Origin of the sequence: Micromonospora sp. L32 (assembly GCF_052068055.1) — a bacterium.
In the GTDB taxonomy this organism is placed as follows: Bacteria; Actinomycetota; Actinomycetes; order Mycobacteriales; family Micromonosporaceae; genus Micromonospora; species Micromonospora purpureochromogenes.
The window spans coordinates 134910-154488 of the sequence record NZ_JBQHDD010000006.1 but is presented as its reverse complement, the minus strand read 5'-3'; the positions used below and the strand labels follow the sequence as shown (position 1 = coordinate 154488).

The window sequence follows — 19579 nt, the reverse complement described above, 5'->3', positions numbered from 1 at the left end:
ATCTGCGACCGTCCGTGGCTGGCGCTACGGATTCCGTACAGCCAGACCGGGCCGGGTCGGCCCCGCGCAAGGACGGGCAGCCTCAAGGTCCACTCCGTTTGCGGCGTGTCGCGGCATCCGGGCGGTGGGATACCGCGACACGCCGCAAACGGGGTGGACCAAAAAGCGGCGTTGATCAGGCCGTACCCCAGCTGTAGGTCTGCTTGCGCAGCTTGAGGTAGACGAACGCCTCGGTCGCCAGCACCCCGGGGACGGCGCGCAGCTTCTGCAGGATCTCCAGCAGGTGGGCGTCGTTGCGGCAGACCACCTCGGCCAGCAGGTCGAACGAGCCGGCGGTGATCACCACGTAGTCGATCTCCTCGAACTCGGCGAGCCGGTCGGCCACGGCCTCCAGGTCGCCGTCGGTACGCAGGCCGATCATGGCCTGGCGGGGGAACCCGAGCTGGAGCGGGTCGGTGACGGCGACGATCTGCATCACCCCGGCGTCGAGCAGCCGCTGCACCCGCTGCCGCACCGCCGCCTCGGAGAGCCCGACGGCCTTGCCGATGGTCGCGTACGGCCGGCGGCCGTCCTCCTGGAGCTGCTCGATGATCTGCTTCGCCACGTCGTCGAGCAGGGCGTGGCTGGCGCCCTCGCGGACAGCCACCCGCCGCCCGCCGTTGCCGTTGTCCTGCTGCCGGTTCGTCATCGACCACTCCCCATGTCCGTTCGCCCGGGTGAGCCTAGTGCCATCGGGCAGTGTGGCGTATTTCGTCGTCCATTGCTATTCCCGCAACGGAATCCCTTGTGGGGTCGGTCACCTCATGTCAGGATCAGTCGTCCCAGGCACCTGACACCTCCCGCCGGCGCGTCACCCCCGTCCCCGCCGCCGACGGACGACCCCCTAGGAGTCGTCACATGCGAACTCCCCTGAAGCCCTTCACCAGGCGTGGACTGCTCACCGGCACCCTCTCCTCGGCCGCCCTGCTCGCCGCGGGCGGCGCGCTCGCCGGCTGCGGCACCAAGGCCGCGACCCAGACCGAGGAGGGCTGCAAGAGCGAGGACCTCTCCGCGACGGAGAAGAAGCTGGCCTTCGCCAACTGGCCGCAGTACATGGACGTGGACGAGAAGGACGAGTCGAAGCGGCCCAGCCTCGACGCGTTCGTCCAGAAGACCGGCATCCAGGTCACCTACACCGAGGACATCAACGACAACAACGAGTTCTTCGGCAAGGTGCAGAACCAGCTGGCCAGCTGCCAGAGCACTGACCGGGACATCATCGTCCTCACCGACTGGATGGCCGCCCGGATGATCCGGCTCGGCTGGATCCAGAAGCTCGACCCGGCGAAGATCCCGAACGTGGCGGCCAACCTGCTGCCGTCGCTGATCAACCGGTCCTTCGACCCGGACAACCGGATCGCCATCCCGTGGCAGTCCGGCCTGGCCGGCCTGGCCTACAACGGCAACGTCACCAAGGAGCTTCGCACCGTCGACGAGCTGCTGACCCGCCCCGACCTGAAGGGCAAGGTGACCGCGCTGTCCGAGATGCGGGACACCATGGGTCTGCTGCTGCAGTCCAACGGGCACGACCCGGCCAACTTCACCGGGGCCCAGTTCGACGACGCGCTCAACAAGCTCAAGAAGGCCGTCGACTCCGGGCAGATCCGCAAGTTCACCGGCAACGACTACGCCCCGGACCTCGCCAAGGGCGACATCGCCGCCTGCATCGGCTGGTCCGGCGACGTCATCCAGCTCACCGGCGAGGACGAGAAGATCAAGTTCGTCTCGCCCGAGTCGGGCGTGATGCTGTTCAGCGACAACATGATGGTGCCGAACAAGGCCACCCACAAGGGCAACGCCGAAGCGCTGATCAACTACTACTACGAGCCGGCGGTCGCGGCGCAGCTCGCCGCGTACGTCAACTACATCTGCCCGGTCAAGGGCGCGCAGGCCGAGATGGAGAAGATCGACCCGGAGCTGGCGGCCAACCCGCTGATCTTCCCGGACGAGGCCCTCCTGTCGAAGTCCAAGGTCTTCATGGCCTTGGACGAGAAGCAGGAGAAGGAGTACGAAACGAAGTTCCAGCAGGTCATCGGGGCGTGAGGACGATGGGACACGAGTCACCGGCCGGCGACCTGAGGCTGGCCAACCTCACCAAGCGGTTCGGCGTCTTCACCGCGGTGGACGACCTCAGCCTGACCATCCCGCAGGGCTCGTTCTTCGCCCTGCTCGGGGCGTCCGGCTGCGGCAAGACCACCACGCTGCGGATGATCGCCGGACTGGAGGAACCGACCAGCGGGCAGGTGCTGCTCGGCGACCGGGACATCGCCCGGTTGCGGCCGTACAAGCGGCCGGTGAACACCGTGTTCCAGAGCTACGCGCTCTTCCCGCACCTGAACATCTTCGAGAACGTGGCGTTCGGGCTGCGCCGGCGCGGCATCCGCTCGGTCGACGACGAGGTCATGCGGATGCTGTCGCTGGTGCAGCTCGACGACTACGGCAGCCGGCGCCCCGCGCAGCTCTCCGGTGGGCAGCAGCAGCGGGTCGCCCTGGCCCGCGCGCTGATCAACCGCCCGCAGGTGCTGCTGCTCGACGAGCCGCTGGGCGCGCTCGACCTGAAGCTGCGGCGGCAGATGCAGATCGAGCTGAAGCGGATCCAGACCGAGGTCGGGATCACCTTCGTGCACGTCACCCACGACCAGGAGGAGGCCATGACCATGGCCGACACGGTCGCGGTGATGAACGCCGGCCGGATCGAGCAGCTCGGCGCACCGGCCGACATCTACGAGTTCCCGGCCACCGCGTTCGTGGCGAACTTCCTCGGCCAGTCCAACCTGCTGGCCGCCGAGGCCGCGGGCACCGCCGGCACCGCGGTGCCGGTCACCGCCCACGGCGCCCGCTTCTCAGTGCCCGCCGATCGCGCCCGCGCCGACCGGGGCGCGGTCTACCTGGGGGTACGCCCGGAGAAGCTGCACCTGGTCGGCTCCGCCGACCAGGTGCCCGACGGGCACCAGCACATCGAGGGTGTGGTCACCGACGCCTCCTACGTGGGCGTCAGCACCCAGTACCTGGTCCGCACCGGCTGGGGGAGCGAGCTCTCCGCGTTCGCGGCTAACAGCGGCGCGGGCGGCCAGTTGCCGGTCGGCACCCGGGTGGTGGCGCACTGGCACCCCCGGCACGCCTTCCTGCTGCCCCGTGAGCCGGGCCAGGACGACCGCACCACCCCGCTGCTCGACGAGCCGGTGGGTGCGGCCTCATGACCGCGCTGTCCCACGTACCGACCCCGTCGGGGCAGGTGGCCGCCGCGCCGCCACCGCCCCGGCGGGGCCGGCACCGGCTGCTGCCGTACCTGCTGTTGCTGCCCGGCGCGGCCTGGCTGTTCGTCTTCTTCGGCCTGCCGCTGCTGCAACTGGCCGCGGCCAGCCTCTACGACCCCAGCGGCTCGCTCTCCACCGGGTACGCGCTGACCTGGGCGTTCGGCAACTACCCGGACGCGTTGCAGGCGTACTGGCCGCAGTTCGCCCGCTCCTTCGGCTACGCCGGGATCGCGCTGGTGCTGGCCTTGCTGATGGGCTACCCGCTGGCCTACGCGATCGCGCAGAAGGCCGGCCGGTGGAAGAACCTGCTGCTGGTCTGCGTGGTCGCCCCGATGTTCACCAGTTTCCTGGTGCGCACCCTGGCCTGGAAGACCATCCTGTCGGACAACGGCGCGCTGGTCGGCCTGCTGCGCGACCTGCACCTGCTCGCGCCCGACGGCCGGCTGCTCGCCACCCCGGTCGCGGTGATCCTCGGCCTGACCTACAACTTCCTGCCGTTCCTGGTGCTGCCGCTGTACGCGAGCCTGGAGCGGCTGGACTACCGGCTGCTGGAGGCGGCGAGCGACCTGTACGCCAGCCCGGTGCAGGCGTTCCGCCGGGTCACCCTGCCGCTGTCCATGCCCGGCCTGATCGCCGGCACGCTGCTCTTCTTCATCCCGGCCACCGGTGACTACATCAACGCGGAACTGCTCGGCACCCCGAACGAATACATGATCGGCAACGTCATCGACTCGGCGTTCCTGGTCCGACTGGACTACCCGCAGGGCGCGGCGCTGTCGTTCCTGCTGATGGCGGCGATCCTCGCGGTGGTCTTCGTCTACCTGCGCCGCGCCGGCACCGATGAGGTGGTCTGATGAGCGCGAGGAGTGCAGCGGAGCGGAGCCCCGCAGTCGCGAATGAAGGTGGGCTCTGATGAGGCTGTCCCGATGGCTGGCCGACCGCTGGGTGATGGCCGTGGCCCTGCTGGTGCTCGGCTACCTCTCCCTGCCGATCCTGGTGGTGGCCGGCCTCTCCTTCAACCGCCCGTCCAGCCGGCTGTCGTACGACTTCCACGAGTTCACCCTGGACAACTGGCGGCAGCCCTGCGCCACCTCCGAGATGTGCGATGCGGTGGTCCGCAGCGTGCAGATCGGCTTCATCGCCACCGTCGTCGCCACCGTGATCGGCACCCTGATGGCGTTCGCCCTGGTCCGGCACCGGTTCCGCGGCCGTACCGGGATCAACCTGCTGATCTTCCTGCCGATGGCCACCCCGGAGCTGGTGATGGGCACCTCGCTGCTCGCCCTCTTCGTCTCCGCCGGCGTGCCGCAGGGCTTCTGGACCATCGTCATCGCGCACGTCATGTTCTGCGTGTCGTTCGTGGTGGTGACGGTCAAGGCGCGGCTGGCCGGGATGGACCGGCGGCTGGAGGAGGCCGCGATGGACCTCTACGCCAGCGAGTGGCAGACGTTCCGGCGGATCACCCTGCCGCTGGTGCTGCCCGGCATCGTGGCCGCCGCGCTGCTCGCCTTCTCGCTCAGCTTCGACGACTTCATCATCACGAACTTCAACGCCGGCACCACGGTCACCTTCCCGATGTACGTCTGGGGCGCCGCCCAGCGGGGCATTCCGCCGCAGGTCAACGTGATCGGCACGGCGATGTTCGTGATCGCGCTGCTGCTGGTCGGGGCCAGCTCGCTGCGCGGACGAAAGGCCCGCCGCAGCCACCTCGCGGTCGCCCCGGCGGCCGGTCGGCGGGCGAAGAGCCCGTCATGATCCTCCCGCATACCGGCCGGGCGCTCGCCGAGGCGGCGCCCGTGCCCTACTGGCTCGACCGCCCGGAACGACCCGACCCGCTGCCGCCGCTGCACGGTACGCACACCGCCGACCTGCTGGTCGTCGGCGGCGGCTACAGCGGCCTGTGGGCGGCGCTGCTCGCCAAACGCGACGATCCCGCGCGGGACGTGCTGCTGGTCGAGGCGGGCACCTGCGGCTGGGCGGCGTCCGGGCGCAACGGCGGGTTCTGCGCCGCCTCGCTGACCCACGGGCTGGCCAACGGCGTGGACCGCTTCCCCGGCGAGATCGACGAGCTGGAGCGGCTCGGCCGGGAGAACCTGGCCGCGATCGCGGCGACCGTCGAGGCGTATGGGATCGACTGCGAGTTCGAGCGCACCGGCGAGCTGGCGGTGGCGGTCGAGCCGTACCAGCTCGCCGGGCTGGCCGAGGAGACCGAGCTGGCCCGCCGGTACGGCCACGACGTGCGGCTGCTCGACCGCGACGAGGTGCGCGCCGAGGTGGACTCGCCGACGTACCTCGGTGGGCTGTGGGACGCCGACCGGGTGGCCATGCTGGACCCGGCGAAGCTGGCCTGGGGCCTGCGCCGGGCCTGCCTCGACGAGGGGGTGCGGATCCACGAGCACACCCGGGTGACCGGGCTGCGCCGCGACGGCGCGGCGCTGCGGGCGGCGACCGCCGGCGGGCCGGACGCGGCGCCGGGGGCGGTACGGGCCCGGCAGGTGGTGCTCGCCACCAACGCCTTCCCGCCGCTGCTGCGCCGGCTGCGCGCCTGGCTCGTGCCGGTCTACGACTACGCCCTGATGACCGAGCCGCTGACCCCGGCGCAGCGGGACGCGATCGGCTGGCGTAACCGGCAGGGGCTGGCGGACACCGGCAACCAGTTCCACTACTACCGGATCACCGGCGATCAGCGGATCCTCTTCGGCGGCTACGACGCGGTCTACCACTACGGCAACCGCATAGCCCCCGAACTCGAGCAGCGACCGGCCACCTTCACCGCCCTCGCCGACCACTTCTTCACCACGTTCCCCCAGCTGGAGGACTTGCGCTTCAGCCACCGCTGGGGCGGGGTGATCGACACCTGCACCCGGTTCTGCCCGTTCTTCGGCACCGCCTACGACGGCCGGCTGGCGTACGCGGCCGGCTACACCGGGCTCGGCGTCGGCGCCACCCGGTTCGGCGCGCGGGTGATGCTCGACCTGCTCAGCGGCGAGGAAACCCCGCTGACCCGGCTCGACCTGGTCCGCAGCACGCCGCTGCCGTTCCCGCCGGAGCCCGTCCGGGCCGCCGGCATCAACCTCACCCGCTGGTCGCTCGCCCGCGCCGACGCGCGCGAGGGCCGGCGCAACGTCTGGCTCCGTACTCTCGATCGCCTTGGTTTGGGGTTTGATTCCTGATGCGCATCCTGCTCGTCGGCGCCGGTGGCGTCGGCTCCGCCGCTGTCGCCATCGCCGCCCGCCGTTCCTTCTTCGAGACCATGGTCGTCGCCGACTACGACCTCGGCCGCGCCGAGCGTGCCGTGGCCGGGCACGGTGACCAGTTCGTCGCCGCCAAGGTGGACGCCTCCGCCGCCGACGCGGTCGCCGCGCTCTGCCGGGAGCACCGGATCACCCACGTGCTCAACGCGGTCGACCCGCGCTTCGTCATGCCGATCTTCGACGGCGCCTTCGCCGCCGGGGCCGACTACCTCGACATGGCCATGTCGCTGTCCCACCCGCACCCGTCCCGCCCCTACGCCGAGACCGGGGTGAAGCTCGGCGACGACCAGTTCGCCGTCACCGACCGGTGGGCGGCGGGCGGCCGGCTGGCGCTCTGCGGCATCGGCATCGAGCCGGGCCTGTCGGACGTCTTCGCCCGGTACGCCGCCGACGAGCTGTTCGACGAGATCGACGAGATCGGCGTCCGCGACGGCGCCAACCTCACCGTCGACGGCTACGACTTCGCGCCGTCGTTCTCCATCTGGACCACCATCGAGGAGTGCCTGAACCCGCCGGTGATCTGGGAGGCCGGCCGGGGCTGGTACACCACCGAGCCGTTCAGCGAGCCGGAGGTCTTCGACTTCCCGGAGGGGATCGGCCCGGTCGAGTGCGTCAACGTCGAGCACGAGGAGGTGCTGCTCATCCCGCGCTGGGTGAAGGCGAAGCGGGTCACCTTCAAGTACGGCCTGGGCGACGAGTTCATCGAGGTGCTGAAGGCCCTGCACAAGGTCGGCCTCGACTCGACCGCTCCGGTCTCCGTCCGGGGCGTCGAGGTGTCGCCCCGGGACGTGGTGGCCGCCAGCCTGCCCGACCCGGCCACCCTGGGCGACCGGATGCGCGGCAAGACCTGCGCCGGCACCTGGGTCACCGGCACCGGCAAGGACGGGCAGCCGCGTGAGGTCTACCTCTACCACGTGGTCGACAACGAGTGGTCCATGCGGGAGTACGGCCACCAGGCCGTCGTCTGGCAGACCGCGGTGAACCCGGTGGTGGCCCTGGAACTGCTCGCCACCGGCGCGTGGTCGGGGACCGGGGTGATCGGCCCCGAGGCGCTGCCGCCCCGCCCCTTCCTCGACCTGCTCACCGGGTACGGCTCGCCGTGGGGGATCCAGGAGCGATGAACCGCTACGGCCCGATGTACGGCCCCGACGTCACCTTCCTCGGGGTGGACCGCTGCACCCTGGACGACCCCGCGTCGTACGCGGACGCCGACGTCGTCATCGTCGGTGCGCCCTTCGACGGCGGTACCTCGCACCGGCCCGGCACCCGCTTCGGCCCGTCCGCCATCCGACAGGCCTGCTACCTGCCGCACGACGGCTCCCGCCCGTCCCTGGCGATGCGCGTCGACGGGCTGCGCGACCTGCGGGTCTACGACGCCGGTGACGTGGAGATGTTCTCCGGCGACATCGAGCGGTCGCTGGCGTCGCTGGAGGCCGCCGTGTACGCCGTCGCCGCCGCCGGCGCGATCCCGATCGTCCTCGGTGGGGACCACTCCATCGCCCTGCCCGACGCCACCGGGGTCGCCCGGCAGCACGGGCTCGGCCGGGTGTCGCTGGTGCACTTCGACGCGCACGCGGACACCGGACACATCGAGTTCGGCTCATTGCACGGGCACGGCCAGCCGATGCGCCGGCTCATCGAGTCCGGCGCGGTACGCGGCGACCGGTTCCTCCAGATCGGCCTGCGCGGCTACTGGCCCGACCCGCCCACCCTGGCGTGGATGGCCGCCCAGCGGATGCGCTCCTACGAGATGACCGAGCTGGTGTCGCGCGGCCTCGACACCTGCCTGTCGGAGGCCTTCACGATCGCGACCGACGAGTGCGAGGGGGTCTTCCTCTCCGTCGACGTGGACGTGGTCGACCCGGGCATGGCACCGGGCACCGGCACGCCGGAGCCGGGCGGCCTGACCTCCCGGCAGTTGCTCGACGCGGTCCGCCGGGTCTGCTACGAACTGCCCGTGGTCGGGGTGGACGTGGTCGAGGTCGCCCCGCCGTACGACCACGCCGACATCACCGCGTACCTGGGCAACCGGGTGGTCCTGGAGGCGTTGTCGGCCATCGCCCGGCGGCGCCGGGACGCGGCCGGCGGGCCGCCGTGGGATCCGCGACAGCCGCTGCTGGACGGCCGCTGACCCGCGCCCCCGCCCCACCCCACCCCACCCCGCCCCGCCCCGCCCCGCCCCGCCCCGCCCCTCCCGCGATCTTGCACTTTCTGCCCTGACTTTTCGGGCATAAGGCGCATATCGAGGGCCATAAGTGCAAGATCGCGGGAGGGGTGGGGGCGGGGCGAGGGCGGGAGAGGAGGGGAGGGGTTTTCCACAGGGGGTTGGTTGTCCACAGGGTGGGGTTTGGGGTGGGCGGGGAGGGGTGGGGTTGGGGGATTCTGCCCGCATGGGGGTTCAACTGTGGCGCGTGGAGTCGTTGACTCGTCAGATCACCGTCAAGCGGCTTCGGACGCGGGTCGGCAGGGAGGAACTGCGCCGGGTGCGGCGAGGCGTCTACGCCGACCAGCCGTGCGATGACGAGGACGAGCTGCGGGCGCTCATGCTGTGCCTGCCCGAGGAGGCCATGCTGGCGCGGCAGACCGCGGCGCGGCGGCACGGGTTCGGAGTGCTGCGAGAAGATCAGGTTCACGTCCAGCTTCCCGCCGCGGTGCCCAAACCGCGACTCCCGGGGCTGGTCGTGCACCACTCGGTACTTCCGGTCGAGCCCGTTCTCGTCGGTGATCTGCCGTGCGTCCCGCCGGTCCGATGTGCCGTGGACCTCGCGCGCACCGTCCGCCGGATGGACGCCCTGCCGGTGCTAGACGCTGCCGTTCGCTCCGGAACGGTGACCCGGGACGAGCTGTTGGCCGAGGTTACGGCTCATCGGGCCCTGCGCGGTGTCCGCCAGGCCCGGGAGTTGGTGCCGCTCGCCGACGGTCGGCCGGAGTGTCGGCAGGAGAGCCAACTACGATTGGTGCTGATCGACAGCCGGCTGCCGGCGCCCGAACCTCAGCTGTGGGTGTTGGACCGGGACGGCATCCCTCGGTACCGACTGGATCTGGGCTACCGCCAGCGCCGCGTGGGCATCGAATACGACGGACTGTCCCACCTGGACCGCGACCGGATGCGGTACGACCGCGACCGCCTCAATTGGCTCGACGCCAACGGCTGGCGCATGCGCTACTTCACCGACCGCGACCTCTACCGCCGCCCCGCCCACATAGTCGCCACCATCCGCGCCGCCCTCTCGTGATCCGCCTCTGCGCGATCTTGCACTTTGTGCCCACAGGCTGTCTTTTATGTCCGGGATGCCGGGGCGCAAAGTGCAAGATCGCGGCTGCTGTGTCAGGCGGCGAGCCGGGAGCGGATGAGGAAGCGGACGCCGTCCGGCGCCTCCAGGGAGAACCCGCTGCCCCGGCCGGGCACCACGTCGACCGTCAACCGGGTGTGTTTCCACAGCTCCCACTGGGACGTCGACATCCAGAACTCGACCGGCTCGGGCACCCCGTCGACGGCGAGCGACGCCAGCAGGACGTCCGACGATCCGGTACGGAACTCGCCGGCCGGGTAGCACATCGGGGCGCTGCCGTCGCAGCAGCCGCCGGACTGGTGGAACATCAGGGGCCCGTGCCGCTCTCGCAGCGACCGGATCAGCTCGGCCGCCGCGGGAGTGACGGTAACGGGCGGCGCCGTGGCGCCCGGGGGACCGGGCACCACAGCGTCTCCACGGGCAGCCATCAGAAGAAGCCGAGCTTCTTGGTGGAGTAGCTGACCAGCAGGTTCTTGGTCTGCTGGTAGTGCTCCAGCATCATCTTGTGGTTCTCCCGCCCGATGCCGGACTGCTTGTACCCGCCGAACGCGGCGTGCGCCGGGTACGCGTGGTAGCAGTTCGTCCAGACCCGCCCGGCCTGGATCGACCGCCCGGCCCGGTACGCGGTGTTCATGTCCCGGGTCCAGACGCCCGCGCCCAGCCCGTACAGGGTGTCGTTGGCGATCTTCACGGCGTCGTCCAGGTCGGCGAAGGAGGTCACCGAGACCACCGGGCCGAAGATCTCCTCCTGGAAGATCCGCATCGAGTTGTCGCCCTCGAAGATGGTTGGTTCAACGTAGTACCCGCCCGACAACTCGCCGCCCAGCTCCGCCCGGGCTCCGCCGGTGAGCACCTTCGCCCCCTCCTGGCGGCCGATGTCCAGGTAGGACAGGATCTTCTCCAGCTGGTCGTTGGACGCCTGCGCGCCGACCATCGTGTCGGTGTCCAGCGGGTGGCCCTGCACGATCCGGCCGGTCCGCTCCACCGCCGCGGCCAGGAAGTCCGAGTAGTGGCCCTGCTGGATCAGCGCCCGGGACGGGCAGGTGCAGACCTCGCCCTGGTTGAGGGCGAACATGGTGAAGCCTTCGAGCGCCTTGTCGTGGAAGTCGTCGTGGGCGGCGCTCACGTCGTCGAAGAAGATGTTCGGGCTCTTGCCGCCCAGCTCCAGGGTGACGGGTTTGATGTTCTCGCTGGCGTACTGCATGATCAGCCGCCCGGTGGTGGTCTCGCCGGTGAACGCCACCTTCGCCACCCGGGGCGAGGACGCCAGCGGCTTGCCCGCCTCGACGCCGAAGCCGTTGACGATGTTCAGCACGCCGGGCGGGAGCAGGTCGGCGACCAGCGAGAGCCAGTAGTGGATCGACGCCGGGGTCTGCTCGGCGGGCTTGAGCACCACCGCGTTGCCGGCGGCCAGCGCCGGGGCGAGCTTCCAGGTCGCCATCAGGATCGGGAAGTTCCACGGGATGATCTGCCCGACCACGCCGAGCGGCTCGTGGAAGTGGTACGCCACGGTGTCGTCGTCGATCTCGCCGAGGGTGCCCTCCTGGGCCCGGATCGCCCCGGCGAAGTACCGGAAGTGGTCGATCGCCAGCGGGATGTCGGCGGCCAGCGTCTCCCGTACCGGCTTGCCGTTCTCCCAGGTCTCGGCGATGGCGAGGGATTCCAGGTTCTCCTGCATCCGGTCGGCGATCCGGTTGAGGATCAGCGACCGTTCGGCGACCGACGTGCGTCCCCAGGCGTCGGCGGCGCCGTGCGCGGCGTCGAGCGCCTTCTCGACGTCCTCGGCGGTGCCCCGGGCCACCTCACAGAAGGTCTGACCGGTGACCGGGGTGGGGTTCTCGAAGTACTGCCCGCCGTGCGGCTTGACGTACTCGCCGCCGATGAAGTGGTCGTAGCGGGACTGCCAGTGGGTGGGGGCGTCGTAGCGCGTCATGGGTACCTCCGCCGTCCGTCAGGGGTGATGGCGGGACGCTAGTTTCCGCGACGTTGCAGCGACGTTGCGCGCTCCAGGTCGTACTCGGCGCAGAGCTGGCCGATGCGGGCCAGGGCGAGCGGCCGGCGCGGCGCGCCCGGCGGCAATGCCCGCGCCAGGGCCTGCCAGGCGGTGAGGTCGTCGGCGCCGGCGGGCGTCGCGGTCCAGGCCGCGAGCAGCGCCGGGTCGCCGGCGGCCAGCACGGCCGCGCGCAGCTGCCCGTCGACCAGCCGGCGCAGCCGGGCCACCCCCGGCGCGTCCGAGGCGGGCAGCAACGGCCCCGGGTACGCCCGGAGCGCGCCCGCCGCGTCGCCGCGTTCCAGCAGCTCGCCGACGGTACGGAAGTCGGCGCGCACGGTGCCGCGCAGCCGGTACGGGCGGGAGTCGAGCAGTTCGGGGCCGAGCGCGCGGCGCAGCCGGGACAGCTCGGCGCGCAGGGTGACCGGGTGCAGCCGGTCGTCGCCGTAGAGGTCGAGGCCGAGCTGTTCGCCGGTGCGCCCTTCGGGGTGGTCGAGCAGCAGCACCAGCAGTTCGCTGTGCCGGCGGCCGAGCCGGACGCGCCGCCCGCCGACGCGCAGCTCGGCCTCGTCGCGGCCGAGGGCGGCCACCGAGATGACGTCGGGGTCGGCCGGGGCGGCGCTGGCCAGGAACGCCTCGGCGGCCCGCGCGGTGGCCCGGACCAGGGCGAGGCTCTGTGGGGTGGCGAGGTGGTCGCCACCGGTGATGTCGATGGCGCCGAGCAGCCGGCCGGTGGGGTCGTGGATGGGTGCCGCGGCGCAGGTCCAGCGCTGCACCGGGCGGACGAAGTGCTCGGTGGCGAAGATCTGCACGCTGTGGTCGACGGCGAGGGCGGTGCCGGGGGCGTTGGTGCCCGCGTGCGCCTCGTCCCAACGGGCGCCGGGGACGAAGTTCATCCGTTCGGCGTGCCGGAGCACCCCCGGATGCCCCTCCACCCAGAGCAGCCGCCCGCCCGCGTCGCAGACCGCCATCAGGTGCGCGCCGTCGTCGGCGATGCCGCCGAGCAGGTCGCGGAAGAGCGGCAGCACCCGGGCGAGGGGATGGCCAGCGCGGTAGCTCTCCAGCGCGTCGTCGGTGAGGTCGACCGGGGCGGTGGCCTCCGGGTCGAGCAGTGCGCCGGCCGACCGCCGCCAGGACTCGGCCACCACGTCGCGGACCCGGGATGGCAGGTCACCGGCGGTGAGGAACGCTTCGTGGGCGGCACCGACCTGCGCGATCCGCTCGGCCGGATCGGCACCGAATTCCAGGGCGAGCCATGGGTCGGCCATCGGCGACCTCCTCGCGCCCATCGTGACGCAGCCCACCCCTGATCGCCAATACCGGTTGCCGCGCCGATCGACGCCGGTCATCCTGGTGCCTCGGTCGTCGCCGCCAGGTCGCGGCGTCGTGAGTGGAGAAGGGGCGGTCGTGATGGTCGGGACGAGGGAACGGATGCTGGTGCAGCTCCAGCTGGTCAGCGACGACCGCCACCTGGTGGCCTGGGTACGCGACGACCGCCGGGTACGCGTCGGCGTGGAGCTGTCGCTGCGCGACCACGCCGAGCCGGACCGGTTCTGGCGGGTGGTCGCCAAGGGCGAGCCGCGTCCGGCCGGCGAGATCCACCGCGGCTGGCACAACGACATCTGACCTTCCGCCGGCTTCGTGACCGTCGGTGTCGGCGCCGGTGTCACCGCGTCACCGAATCGGCCTTCCGGAAACTCTCCTGCCAGAACCGCTGAACCGCGCAGCGCTCCCACGCCGTACCAGGCGGCGTACGTAGATCACCGGACGACGGGAGACACAAGGTGCAGCGCAAGCACGTGTTGGCGGCAGGGGTGGCGGTGGTCGCCGCGGCGGTGGTGGCGGTCGGGACCGGGTTCGGCTTCGCCGACACCACCCCCGCCGGGCAGAGCGCCTGCCAGGGCTCGGTGACGTTCTCGGCCGAGGGCGGAGCACCCGCCGCGACCAGCGGGCAGTTCCCGGTGGGCACCCGGCTGCGGGTGACCAACCTGGACAACAACCGGGCGGTGACCGTGACGGTGACCGGCCCGTCCGGAAGTTGTGTCCTGCTCAACGCCGCCGCGATGGAGCTGGTCCGGGAACCGGGCAAGAACGTGATCCGGCGCAACCTGGTGGAGCGCCTGGACGGGGCCGCCGCGCAGCCCGGGGGAGCGGCCCAGCCCGGCGGTCAGACCCGGCCGGGTAGCGCCCAGCCCCCGGCGCAGCCGGGTGGCGCGCCCGCGGCGAGTGTCTGCGCCGGTGCGATCACCTTCTCGGCCGAGGGCGGGGCGCCCGCCGCGACCAGCGGCCAGTTCCCGGTCGGTACCCGGCTGCGGGTGACCAACCTGGACAACAGCAAGGTGGTGACGGTGACGGTGACCGGCCCGTCGGGCAGTTGCGTGCTGCTCAACGCCGCCGCGATGGACGCGATCCGGGAGCCCGGCAAGAACCTGGTCCGCCGCAACACCGTCGAACTGCTCCGTTGACCCGCCGGCCCGCTGGTGCGAAGCGGGCCGGATGAGTGGAACACCATGGGTGTCACGCGGAGGGTGTGACACCCATGGTGTTCCACCGGGAGCCCGGGCGGCGGTCAGGCGATGCGGCGGAGGCGGCGTACCGCGAGGTAGAGCAGGAGCGCGGCGAGGGCGACGAAGATGCCGGTCTCGATGCCCTGGAACAGCCAGAACCGGTCCGCCGGCTGGTAGAGCTGCCAGTTGTACGCGCCTGGCTGGAGGCCCAGCTCCTCACCGCAGGCCCTACCCTCCGGCCCCTTACCGCCGGGCGGGCACATGATCCGGGTGTCCTCCGCCATCATCGTCCCGTCGGGGTTGCGGATGCCCTCGCTGAGGATCCAGTCGCCGCGGCGCATGGCGGCCTCCGTGACCCCCTCGATCGGGAAGGTGAGGGTGCGGGCGGGCTGGTAGTGCGGGCGGGCCAGGACCGCGACCGCCGCCCGTACGCCGATGAACCCGGCCAGCGTGATGCCCATGGCGGGCAGCATCCGTTTCCACACGGTGCCGGCGAAGATGCCCAGCGCCACGGCGAAGAGGGTGTATCCGATCGGGACGATGCCCTGCAGGTCGAACACGATCACGCCGAGCCGGCCCTCGTGCGCGGCCTGGGTGAGCGGTTCGACCCACCACGACATGCCCAGCCCGTAGCAGACCGCGAGGACCACCACGGCCGCGCCGACCAGCCCGAACTTCACCAGCGCCCAGCGGGTCCGGCCGACGCCCTGGGTCCAGACGAACCGGTGCGTGCCGTGCTCCACCTCGCGGGCGACCAGCGGGGCGCCCCAGAACAGGCCGACCAGCACGGGCAGGGTGAGCAGCAGCACGGCCACCAGGTTCAGGCTGCCGTACCGGTTGGTGAAGCGGCGGAAGCCCGCGTCGCAGGTGTCCCGGGTCGCCGCCGCCACGTCGGTGTCGGCGAGCTGGCGTACGCAGTCCGTCAGCCCGAGGTCGGCGAAGGTGTGCCGCATCGACAGGCCGATCGGCACCATCAGGGCGGCGAGCGCCGCGAACCCCAGCAGGGTGAAGAACGCCTGCTTGCGGTGTTGCCGCCAGGTCAGCCAGATCATGCCGGCACCCCCCACTCGCTGTGACTGGTCTGCGAGACGCCGTCGGCGAGGTAGGCCAGGACGACGTCCTCCAGGCCGACCTCGCGTACCGTCCAGGCGGGATCGATGACCGGACCGTCGGTGCGGACCAGCAGCGTGGACTGCCGGTCGGTGTGACTGGCCCGGACCACCTCGGCGACGCCGCCGATCGGGCCGTCGTCGTGCCGTGGGCCGACCAGTTGCCGGTGCGCGGCCACCAGGTCGTCGACCGAACCGGCGAGCTGCACCTGGGCGGCGTTCAGCACCACCAGGTAGTCACAGATCCGTTCGAGGTCGGCCAGCAGGTGGGAGGAGAGCAGCACGGTGGTCTCCGACTCGGCGACGCTGCCCATCAGCGACTGGAGGAACTCGCGTCGGGCCAGCGGGTCGAGGCTGGCGACCGGCTCGTCGAGCAGCAGCAGCCGGGGCCGCTTCGCCAGGGCGAGGGCCAGTGCGACCTGCGCGCGTTGCCCGCCGGAGAGCTTGCCGACCCGCAGGTTGGGCGGGATGCCGAGCTGGGCCAGCCGGTTGCGGGCCAGCGCGGCGTCCCAGCGCCGGTTCAACCGGCCGCCGAGGTCGACCAGCTCGGCGGCGGTGAAGTCGCGGTAGAGCGGGGTGTCCTGGGCGACGAACCCGATCTCGGGCAGCAGCTCCGGGTTGTCGTACGGCGACGCGCCGAAGATCCGTACGGCGCCGGCGTCGGGTCGGAGCAGACCCACCGCCAGGTGCAGCAGGGTGCTCTTGCCGGCGCCGTTGGGCCCGACGAGGGCGGCGATCCGCCCGGCCGGCAGGTGCAGCGAGCAGTCCCGCAGCGCCCAGGTCTTCCCGTAGCGTTTGCCCAGCCCCTGGGCCTCCAGGGCGATCTCCATCTGGTGTCCTCTCATCGTGCCGGGGCGGTCTTCGTGCCTTCGGTGTCAGCGGTGAGGGCGGCCCGCATGGTGGTCTCGACGAGGGCGGTGACGTCCTCGGGGGTCAGTCCGGCCGCGTGGGCGCGGTGCAGCCACGCCACCAACTCCTCGCGCAGCTCGGCCTGGTTGGGCAGGGACGTGCCGGCGAGCGTGCGCCGGACGAAGGTGCCCACCCCCGGGCGACCCTCGACCAGCCCCTCGATCTCCAGCTCCCGGTACGCCTTCAACACCGTGTTCGGGTTGATGGCCAGGGACTGGGCGACGTCGCGGACCTTCGGCAGCTGGTCACCGGGCGTCAGCAGGCCCACCCGCAGGGACTGTTTGACCTGCTGGACCAGCTGCACGTACGTGTTCACCTTGGACCTGCCGTCCAGCACGAACTCGATCACCCAGTCGCCCTTCCATTGTCCTACGACAGTAGGACTATAGGACAGGATTGGGCGTCCGGTGGACCCGTGACACGAAAAAGCGCCACGGGTGTCATCGACACCCGTGGCGCTCTCTGCCAGACGGGGGCTCAGCCGAAGGCGGCGTCCAGGATGTCCAGACCCCGGGCCAGCTCGTCGTTGGAGATGACCAGCGGCGGCAGGAAGCGCAGCACGTTGCCGTACGTGCCGCAGGTCAGGGTGAGCAGGCCGGCGGCGTGGCAGGCCGCCGAGATCGCCGCCGTGGCGGCCGGGTCCGGGACCAGGGTGCCCGGCTGCACCAGCTCCACGGCGAGCATCGCGCCCCGGCCGCGTACCTCGGCGATGCGCGGGTCACGCTCGGCGATGGTGCGCAGCCGCGCGGCCAGCACCGTCTCGATCCGCTGCGCCGCGCAGGTCAGGTCCAGCTCCCGCATGGTCTCGATGCTGGCCAGCGCCGCCGCGCAGGCGATCGGGTTGCCGCCGTAGGTGCCGCCGAGGCCACCCACGTGCACCGCGTCCATCAGCTCCGCCCGGCCGGTCACCGCCGCCAACGGCAGCCCGCCGGCGATGGCCTTGGCCAGGGTGATCAGATCCGGCACGACCTCCTCGTGCTCGCAGGCGAACCACTGCCCCGTCCGGCAGAACCCGGTCTGGATCTCGTCGGCGACGAAGACCACCCCGGCCGCCGTCGCCCACTCGCGCAGCGCCGGCAGGAACCCCGCCGCGGGTACGACGAAACCGCCCTCGCCCTGGATCGGCTCGATCAGCAGCGCGGCGACGTTCTCCGCGCCGACCTGCTTCTCCACCAGCTCGATGGCCCGGGCCGCCGCCTCGGCGCCGGAGAGGCCCCCGTCGCGCAGCGGGTACGACATCGGCACCCGGTAGATCTCCCCGGCGAACGGCCCGAACCGGTGCTTGTACGGCATGTTCTTCGCGGTCAGCGCCATGGTCAGGTTGGTCCGACCGTGGTATGCGTGGTCGAAGACCACCACCGCCGGCCGCCCGGTCGCGTGCCGGGCGATCTTCACGGCGTTCTCCACCGCCTCGGCGCCGGAGTTGAACAGCGCCGAACGCTTCTCGAAGTCCCCCGGGGTGATCGCGTTGAGCTGCTCGCAGACCGCCACGTACGACTCGTACGGGGCGACCATGAAGCAGGTGTGGGTGAAGCGTTCGACCTGCGCCTTCACCGCCTCGACCACGCGGGGCGCGGAGTTGCCCACGTTGGCGACCGCGATGCCCGCCGCGAAGTCGATCCACTGCCGGCCCTCGACGTCGGTGATGGTGCCGCCGCCGGCGTGGTCCACGTAGGACGAGATGGTGCTACCGACGCCCCGGGCCACCGCCGCGCCGCGCCGCTTGTGCAGTTCCTCGGACGACGTCATCGGTCAGCCCTCGATGTTGTGCATGACGTGCTTGATCCGGGTGTAGTCCTCCAGGCTGTAGACCGAGAGGTCCTTGCCGTGCCCGGAGTGCTTGAAGCCGCCGTGTGGCATCTCGGAGACGAACGGGATGTGGGTGTTCACCCAGACGCAGCCGAAGTCGAGCCGGCGGGTCATCCGCATCGCCCGGCCGTGGTCCTTGGTCCAGACCGAGGCGGACAGGCCGTAGTCGACGCCGTTGGCCCAGCGCACCGCCTCGTCCTCGTCCGAGAAGCGCTGCACGGTGATGACCGGGCCGAACACCTCGTCCTGGATGATCTCGTCAGCCTGCCGTACCCCGGAGACGACCGTCGGGGCGTAGAAGTAGCCGCGCTCGCCGAGCCGGGAGCCGCCGGTCTCCACGCTGGCGTGGTCCGGCAGCCGGTCGACGAAGCCGCTGACCCGGGCCAGCTGGTTGGCGTTGTTCAGCGGGCCGTAGAGCACGTCCTCGTCGTCCGGCGCGCCGGTCTTCGTGTTGCGGGCCTGCTCGGCCAGCGCCGCGACGAAGTCGTCGTACACGCGGGGGCCGGCGAGCACCCGGGTGGCGGCGGTGCAGTCCTGGCCGGCGTTGAAGTAACCGCCGACCGCGATCGCCTCGGCCGCCGCCGCGACGTCCGCGTCGTCGAAGAGCACCACCGGGGCCTTGCCGCCCAGCTCCAGGTGGGTCCGCTTGAGGTCCGGCGCGGCGGCGGAGGCGACCTCCATGCCCGCGCGGGTCGAGCCGGTGATCGACACCAGCTGCGGGGTCGGGTGCGAGACGAGGGTACGACCGGTGTCCCGGTCGCCGCAGACCACGTTGAACACGCCCGGCGGGAAGAACTCCGCGGCGATCTCGGCCAGCAGCAGCGTCGACACCGGCGTGGTGTCGGAGGGCTTGAGCACCACCGTGTTGCCGGCGGCGAGCGCCGGGGCGATCTTCCAGACCGCCATCATCAGCGGGTAGTTCCAGGGCGTCACCTGGGCGCAGACGCCGATCGGCTCACGCCGCACGTACGAGGTGTGCCCGGCCATGTACTCGCCGGCCGAGCGGCCTTCGAGCAGGCGGGCGGCGCCGGCGAAGAAGCGGAACTGGTCCACCGCTGGCGGCAGCTCCTCGTCGGTGGTGAGCTGGCGCGGCTTGCCGGTGTTGCGCACCTCGGCGTCGACCAGCTCGGCGGCGCGGGCCTCGACGGCGTCGGCGAGCTTGAGCATCGCCTTCTGCCGCTCGCCGGGGGTGGTGTCCCGCCAGGTCTCGAAGGCGGTGGCGGCGGCCTTCATCGCCGCGTCCACGTCCGCCGCGCCGGAGACGGGGGCCTGGGCGAAGACCTCACCGGTGCACGGGTCGATCAGGTCGGCGTAGCCGCCGTCCGCCGGTTCGACGTACTGGCCGTTGACGAAGTTGCGCAGCTGCTGCTGGTCGCTCATGAGGATGTCTCTCCAGGGGTGGCCGGGAGTCT

General features: G+C 71.5%; 19 protein-coding genes. 10 read left to right on the top strand and 9 right to left on the bottom strand.

The features are described from left to right. Positions 1 to 175 precede the first annotated feature (175 nt). Positions 176 to 688 carry an Lrp/AsnC family transcriptional regulator gene (locus ACTMTB_RS18090; RefSeq protein WP_441147091.1) on the bottom strand — a complete coding sequence of 171 codons (513 nt, stop codon included), beginning with the start codon at positions 686 to 688 and terminating at the stop codon, positions 176 to 178. A 209-nt stretch (positions 689 to 897) separates the two neighbouring features. On the opposite strand from ACTMTB_RS18090, the gene ACTMTB_RS18085 reads away from it, so the two are divergent. The 8 genes from ACTMTB_RS18085 to ACTMTB_RS18050 all read left to right on the top strand — a co-directional run bounded on the left by ACTMTB_RS18085 (position 898) and on the right by ACTMTB_RS18050 (position 9786). Further along, positions 898 to 2082 carry a polyamine ABC transporter substrate-binding protein gene (locus tag ACTMTB_RS18085; RefSeq protein WP_441147089.1) on the top strand — a complete coding sequence of 395 codons (1185 nt, stop codon included), beginning with the start codon at positions 898 to 900 and terminating at the stop codon, positions 2080 to 2082. 5 nt (positions 2083 to 2087) lie between these two features. Next, complete coding sequence (locus ACTMTB_RS18080; RefSeq protein ID WP_441147087.1) at positions 2088 to 3239, top strand: ABC transporter ATP-binding protein; 1152 nt, start codon at positions 2088 to 2090, stop codon at positions 3237 to 3239. Beyond that, positions 3236 to 4150 (top strand): ABC transporter permease, encoded by a 915-nt coding sequence (locus ACTMTB_RS18075; protein WP_441147085.1) that lies wholly within the window; start codon positions 3236 to 3238, stop codon positions 4148 to 4150. The genes ACTMTB_RS18080 and ACTMTB_RS18075 overlap by 4 nt, the downstream gene beginning before the upstream one ends. Before the next feature lie 58 nt (positions 4151 to 4208). Then, the gene (locus tag ACTMTB_RS18070) at positions 4209 to 5051 is read left to right on the top strand and encodes an ABC transporter permease (protein ID WP_441147083.1); all 843 of its coding nucleotides are present in this window, start codon (positions 4209 to 4211) and stop codon (positions 5049 to 5051) included. After that, positions 5048 to 6469, top strand: coding sequence for an NAD(P)/FAD-dependent oxidoreductase (locus ACTMTB_RS18065; RefSeq protein WP_441147081.1), 1422 nt, complete (start codon positions 5048 to 5050; stop codon positions 6467 to 6469). Before ACTMTB_RS18070 ends, ACTMTB_RS18065 begins: the two co-directional genes overlap by 4 nt. Then, positions 6469 to 7671, top strand: coding sequence for a saccharopine dehydrogenase family protein (locus ACTMTB_RS18060; protein ID WP_441147079.1), 1203 nt, complete (start codon positions 6469 to 6471; stop codon positions 7669 to 7671). Before ACTMTB_RS18065 ends, ACTMTB_RS18060 begins: the two co-directional genes overlap by 1 nt. Next, positions 7668 to 8681 (top strand): agmatinase, encoded by a 1014-nt coding sequence (gene speB / locus ACTMTB_RS18055; protein ID WP_357610647.1) that lies wholly within the window; start codon positions 7668 to 7670, stop codon positions 8679 to 8681. Before ACTMTB_RS18060 ends, speB begins: the two co-directional genes overlap by 4 nt. A gap of 241 nt (positions 8682 to 8922) precedes the next feature. Continuing rightward, complete coding sequence (locus ACTMTB_RS18050) at positions 8923 to 9786, top strand: DUF559 domain-containing protein (RefSeq protein ID WP_441147077.1); 864 nt, start codon at positions 8923 to 8925, stop codon at positions 9784 to 9786. Between the two features lie 92 nt (positions 9787 to 9878). Here ACTMTB_RS18050 and ACTMTB_RS18045 read toward each other — a convergent pair whose 3' ends face one another. From ACTMTB_RS18045 to ACTMTB_RS18035, 3 genes are read right to left on the bottom strand one after another with little or no spacing between them, the layout of a single operon-like run. Next, entirely contained in the window at positions 9879 to 10247 is a 369-nt protein-coding gene (locus ACTMTB_RS18045) for a DUF779 domain-containing protein (RefSeq protein WP_441147075.1), read from the bottom strand. Between the two features lie 23 nt (positions 10248 to 10270). Continuing rightward, the gene (gene adh, locus ACTMTB_RS18040; protein ID WP_441147073.1) at positions 10271 to 11776 is read right to left on the bottom strand and encodes an aldehyde dehydrogenase; all 1506 of its coding nucleotides are present in this window, start codon (positions 11774 to 11776) and stop codon (positions 10271 to 10273) included. Positions 11777 to 11814: 38 nt separating this feature from the next. After that, positions 11815 to 13101, bottom strand: coding sequence for a GAF domain-containing protein (locus tag ACTMTB_RS18035; protein ID WP_441147071.1), 1287 nt, complete (start codon positions 13099 to 13101; stop codon positions 11815 to 11817). 118 nt (positions 13102 to 13219) lie between these two features. On the opposite strand from ACTMTB_RS18035, the gene ACTMTB_RS18030 reads away from it, so the two are divergent. Together ACTMTB_RS18030 and ACTMTB_RS18025 are read left to right on the top strand one after the other, a co-directional pair. After that, positions 13220 to 13459 carry a hypothetical protein gene (locus ACTMTB_RS18030; RefSeq protein ID WP_441147069.1) on the top strand — a complete coding sequence of 80 codons (240 nt, stop codon included), beginning with the start codon at positions 13220 to 13222 and terminating at the stop codon, positions 13457 to 13459. Between the two features lie 158 nt (positions 13460 to 13617). Then, positions 13618 to 14298 (top strand): hypothetical protein, encoded by a 681-nt coding sequence (locus tag ACTMTB_RS18025; RefSeq protein ID WP_441147067.1) that lies wholly within the window; start codon positions 13618 to 13620, stop codon positions 14296 to 14298. Positions 14299 to 14402: 104 nt separating this feature from the next. Here the strand turns inward: ACTMTB_RS18025 and ACTMTB_RS18020 are convergent, their stop codons facing one another. The 5 genes from ACTMTB_RS18020 to ACTMTB_RS18000 form a co-directional block, all read right to left on the bottom strand. After that, positions 14403 to 15392: a transporter gene (locus ACTMTB_RS18020; protein ID WP_441147065.1), complete on the bottom strand. Its 990-nt coding sequence runs from the start codon at positions 15390 to 15392 to the stop codon at positions 14403 to 14405. Beyond that, positions 15389 to 16279 carry an ABC transporter ATP-binding protein gene (locus ACTMTB_RS18015; protein WP_441147063.1) on the bottom strand — a complete coding sequence of 297 codons (891 nt, stop codon included), beginning with the start codon at positions 16277 to 16279 and terminating at the stop codon, positions 15389 to 15391. Before ACTMTB_RS18015 ends, ACTMTB_RS18020 begins: the two co-directional genes overlap by 4 nt. Positions 16280 to 16290: 11 nt before the next feature. Continuing rightward, complete coding sequence (locus ACTMTB_RS18010) at positions 16291 to 16707, bottom strand: GntR family transcriptional regulator (protein ID WP_441147061.1); 417 nt, start codon at positions 16705 to 16707, stop codon at positions 16291 to 16293. 128 nt (positions 16708 to 16835) lie between these two features. After that, positions 16836 to 18107 carry a 4-aminobutyrate--2-oxoglutarate transaminase gene (gene gabT, locus ACTMTB_RS18005; protein ID WP_441147059.1) on the bottom strand — a complete coding sequence of 424 codons (1272 nt, stop codon included), beginning with the start codon at positions 18105 to 18107 and terminating at the stop codon, positions 16836 to 16838. A gap of 3 nt (positions 18108 to 18110) precedes the next feature. Next, positions 18111 to 19547, bottom strand: coding sequence for a gamma-aminobutyraldehyde dehydrogenase (locus ACTMTB_RS18000; RefSeq protein ID WP_441147057.1), 1437 nt, complete (start codon positions 19545 to 19547; stop codon positions 18111 to 18113). Positions 19548 to 19579: the final 32 nt, after the last annotated feature.

What these genes read in the sequence shown, in the direction of transcription:
- ACTMTB_RS18090 (WP_441147091.1), bottom strand. Translation starts at nt 688, where the DNA reads ATGACGAACCGGCAGCAGGACAACGGCAACGGCGGGCGGCGGGTGGCT.
- ACTMTB_RS18085 (WP_441147089.1), top strand. Translation starts at nt 898, where the DNA reads ATGCGAACTCCCCTGAAGCCCTTCACCAGGCGTGGACTGCTCACCGGC.
- ACTMTB_RS18080 (WP_441147087.1), top strand. Translation starts at nt 2,088, where the DNA reads ATGGGACACGAGTCACCGGCCGGCGACCTGAGGCTGGCCAACCTCACC.
- ACTMTB_RS18075 (WP_441147085.1), top strand. Translation starts at nt 3,236, where the DNA reads ATGACCGCGCTGTCCCACGTACCGACCCCGTCGGGGCAGGTGGCCGCC.
- ACTMTB_RS18070 (WP_441147083.1), top strand. Translation starts at nt 4,209, where the DNA reads ATGAGGCTGTCCCGATGGCTGGCCGACCGCTGGGTGATGGCCGTGGCC.
- ACTMTB_RS18065 (WP_441147081.1), top strand. Translation starts at nt 5,048, where the DNA reads ATGATCCTCCCGCATACCGGCCGGGCGCTCGCCGAGGCGGCGCCCGTG.
- ACTMTB_RS18060 (WP_441147079.1), top strand. Translation starts at nt 6,469, where the DNA reads ATGCGCATCCTGCTCGTCGGCGCCGGTGGCGTCGGCTCCGCCGCTGTC.
- speB (WP_357610647.1), top strand. Translation starts at nt 7,668, where the DNA reads ATGAACCGCTACGGCCCGATGTACGGCCCCGACGTCACCTTCCTCGGG.
- adh (WP_441147073.1), bottom strand. Translation starts at nt 11,776, where the DNA reads ATGACGCGCTACGACGCCCCCACCCACTGGCAGTCCCGCTACGACCAC.
- ACTMTB_RS18035 (WP_441147071.1), bottom strand. Translation starts at nt 13,101, where the DNA reads ATGGCCGACCCATGGCTCGCCCTGGAATTCGGTGCCGATCCGGCCGAG.
- ACTMTB_RS18020 (WP_441147065.1), bottom strand. Translation starts at nt 15,392, where the DNA reads ATGATCTGGCTGACCTGGCGGCAACACCGCAAGCAGGCGTTCTTCACC.
- ACTMTB_RS18015 (WP_441147063.1), bottom strand. Translation starts at nt 16,279, where the DNA reads ATGGAGATCGCCCTGGAGGCCCAGGGGCTGGGCAAACGCTACGGGAAG.
- gabT (WP_441147059.1), bottom strand. Translation starts at nt 18,107, where the DNA reads ATGACGTCGTCCGAGGAACTGCACAAGCGGCGCGGCGCGGCGGTGGCC.
- ACTMTB_RS18000 (WP_441147057.1), bottom strand. Translation starts at nt 19,547, where the DNA reads ATGAGCGACCAGCAGCAGCTGCGCAACTTCGTCAACGGCCAGTACGTC.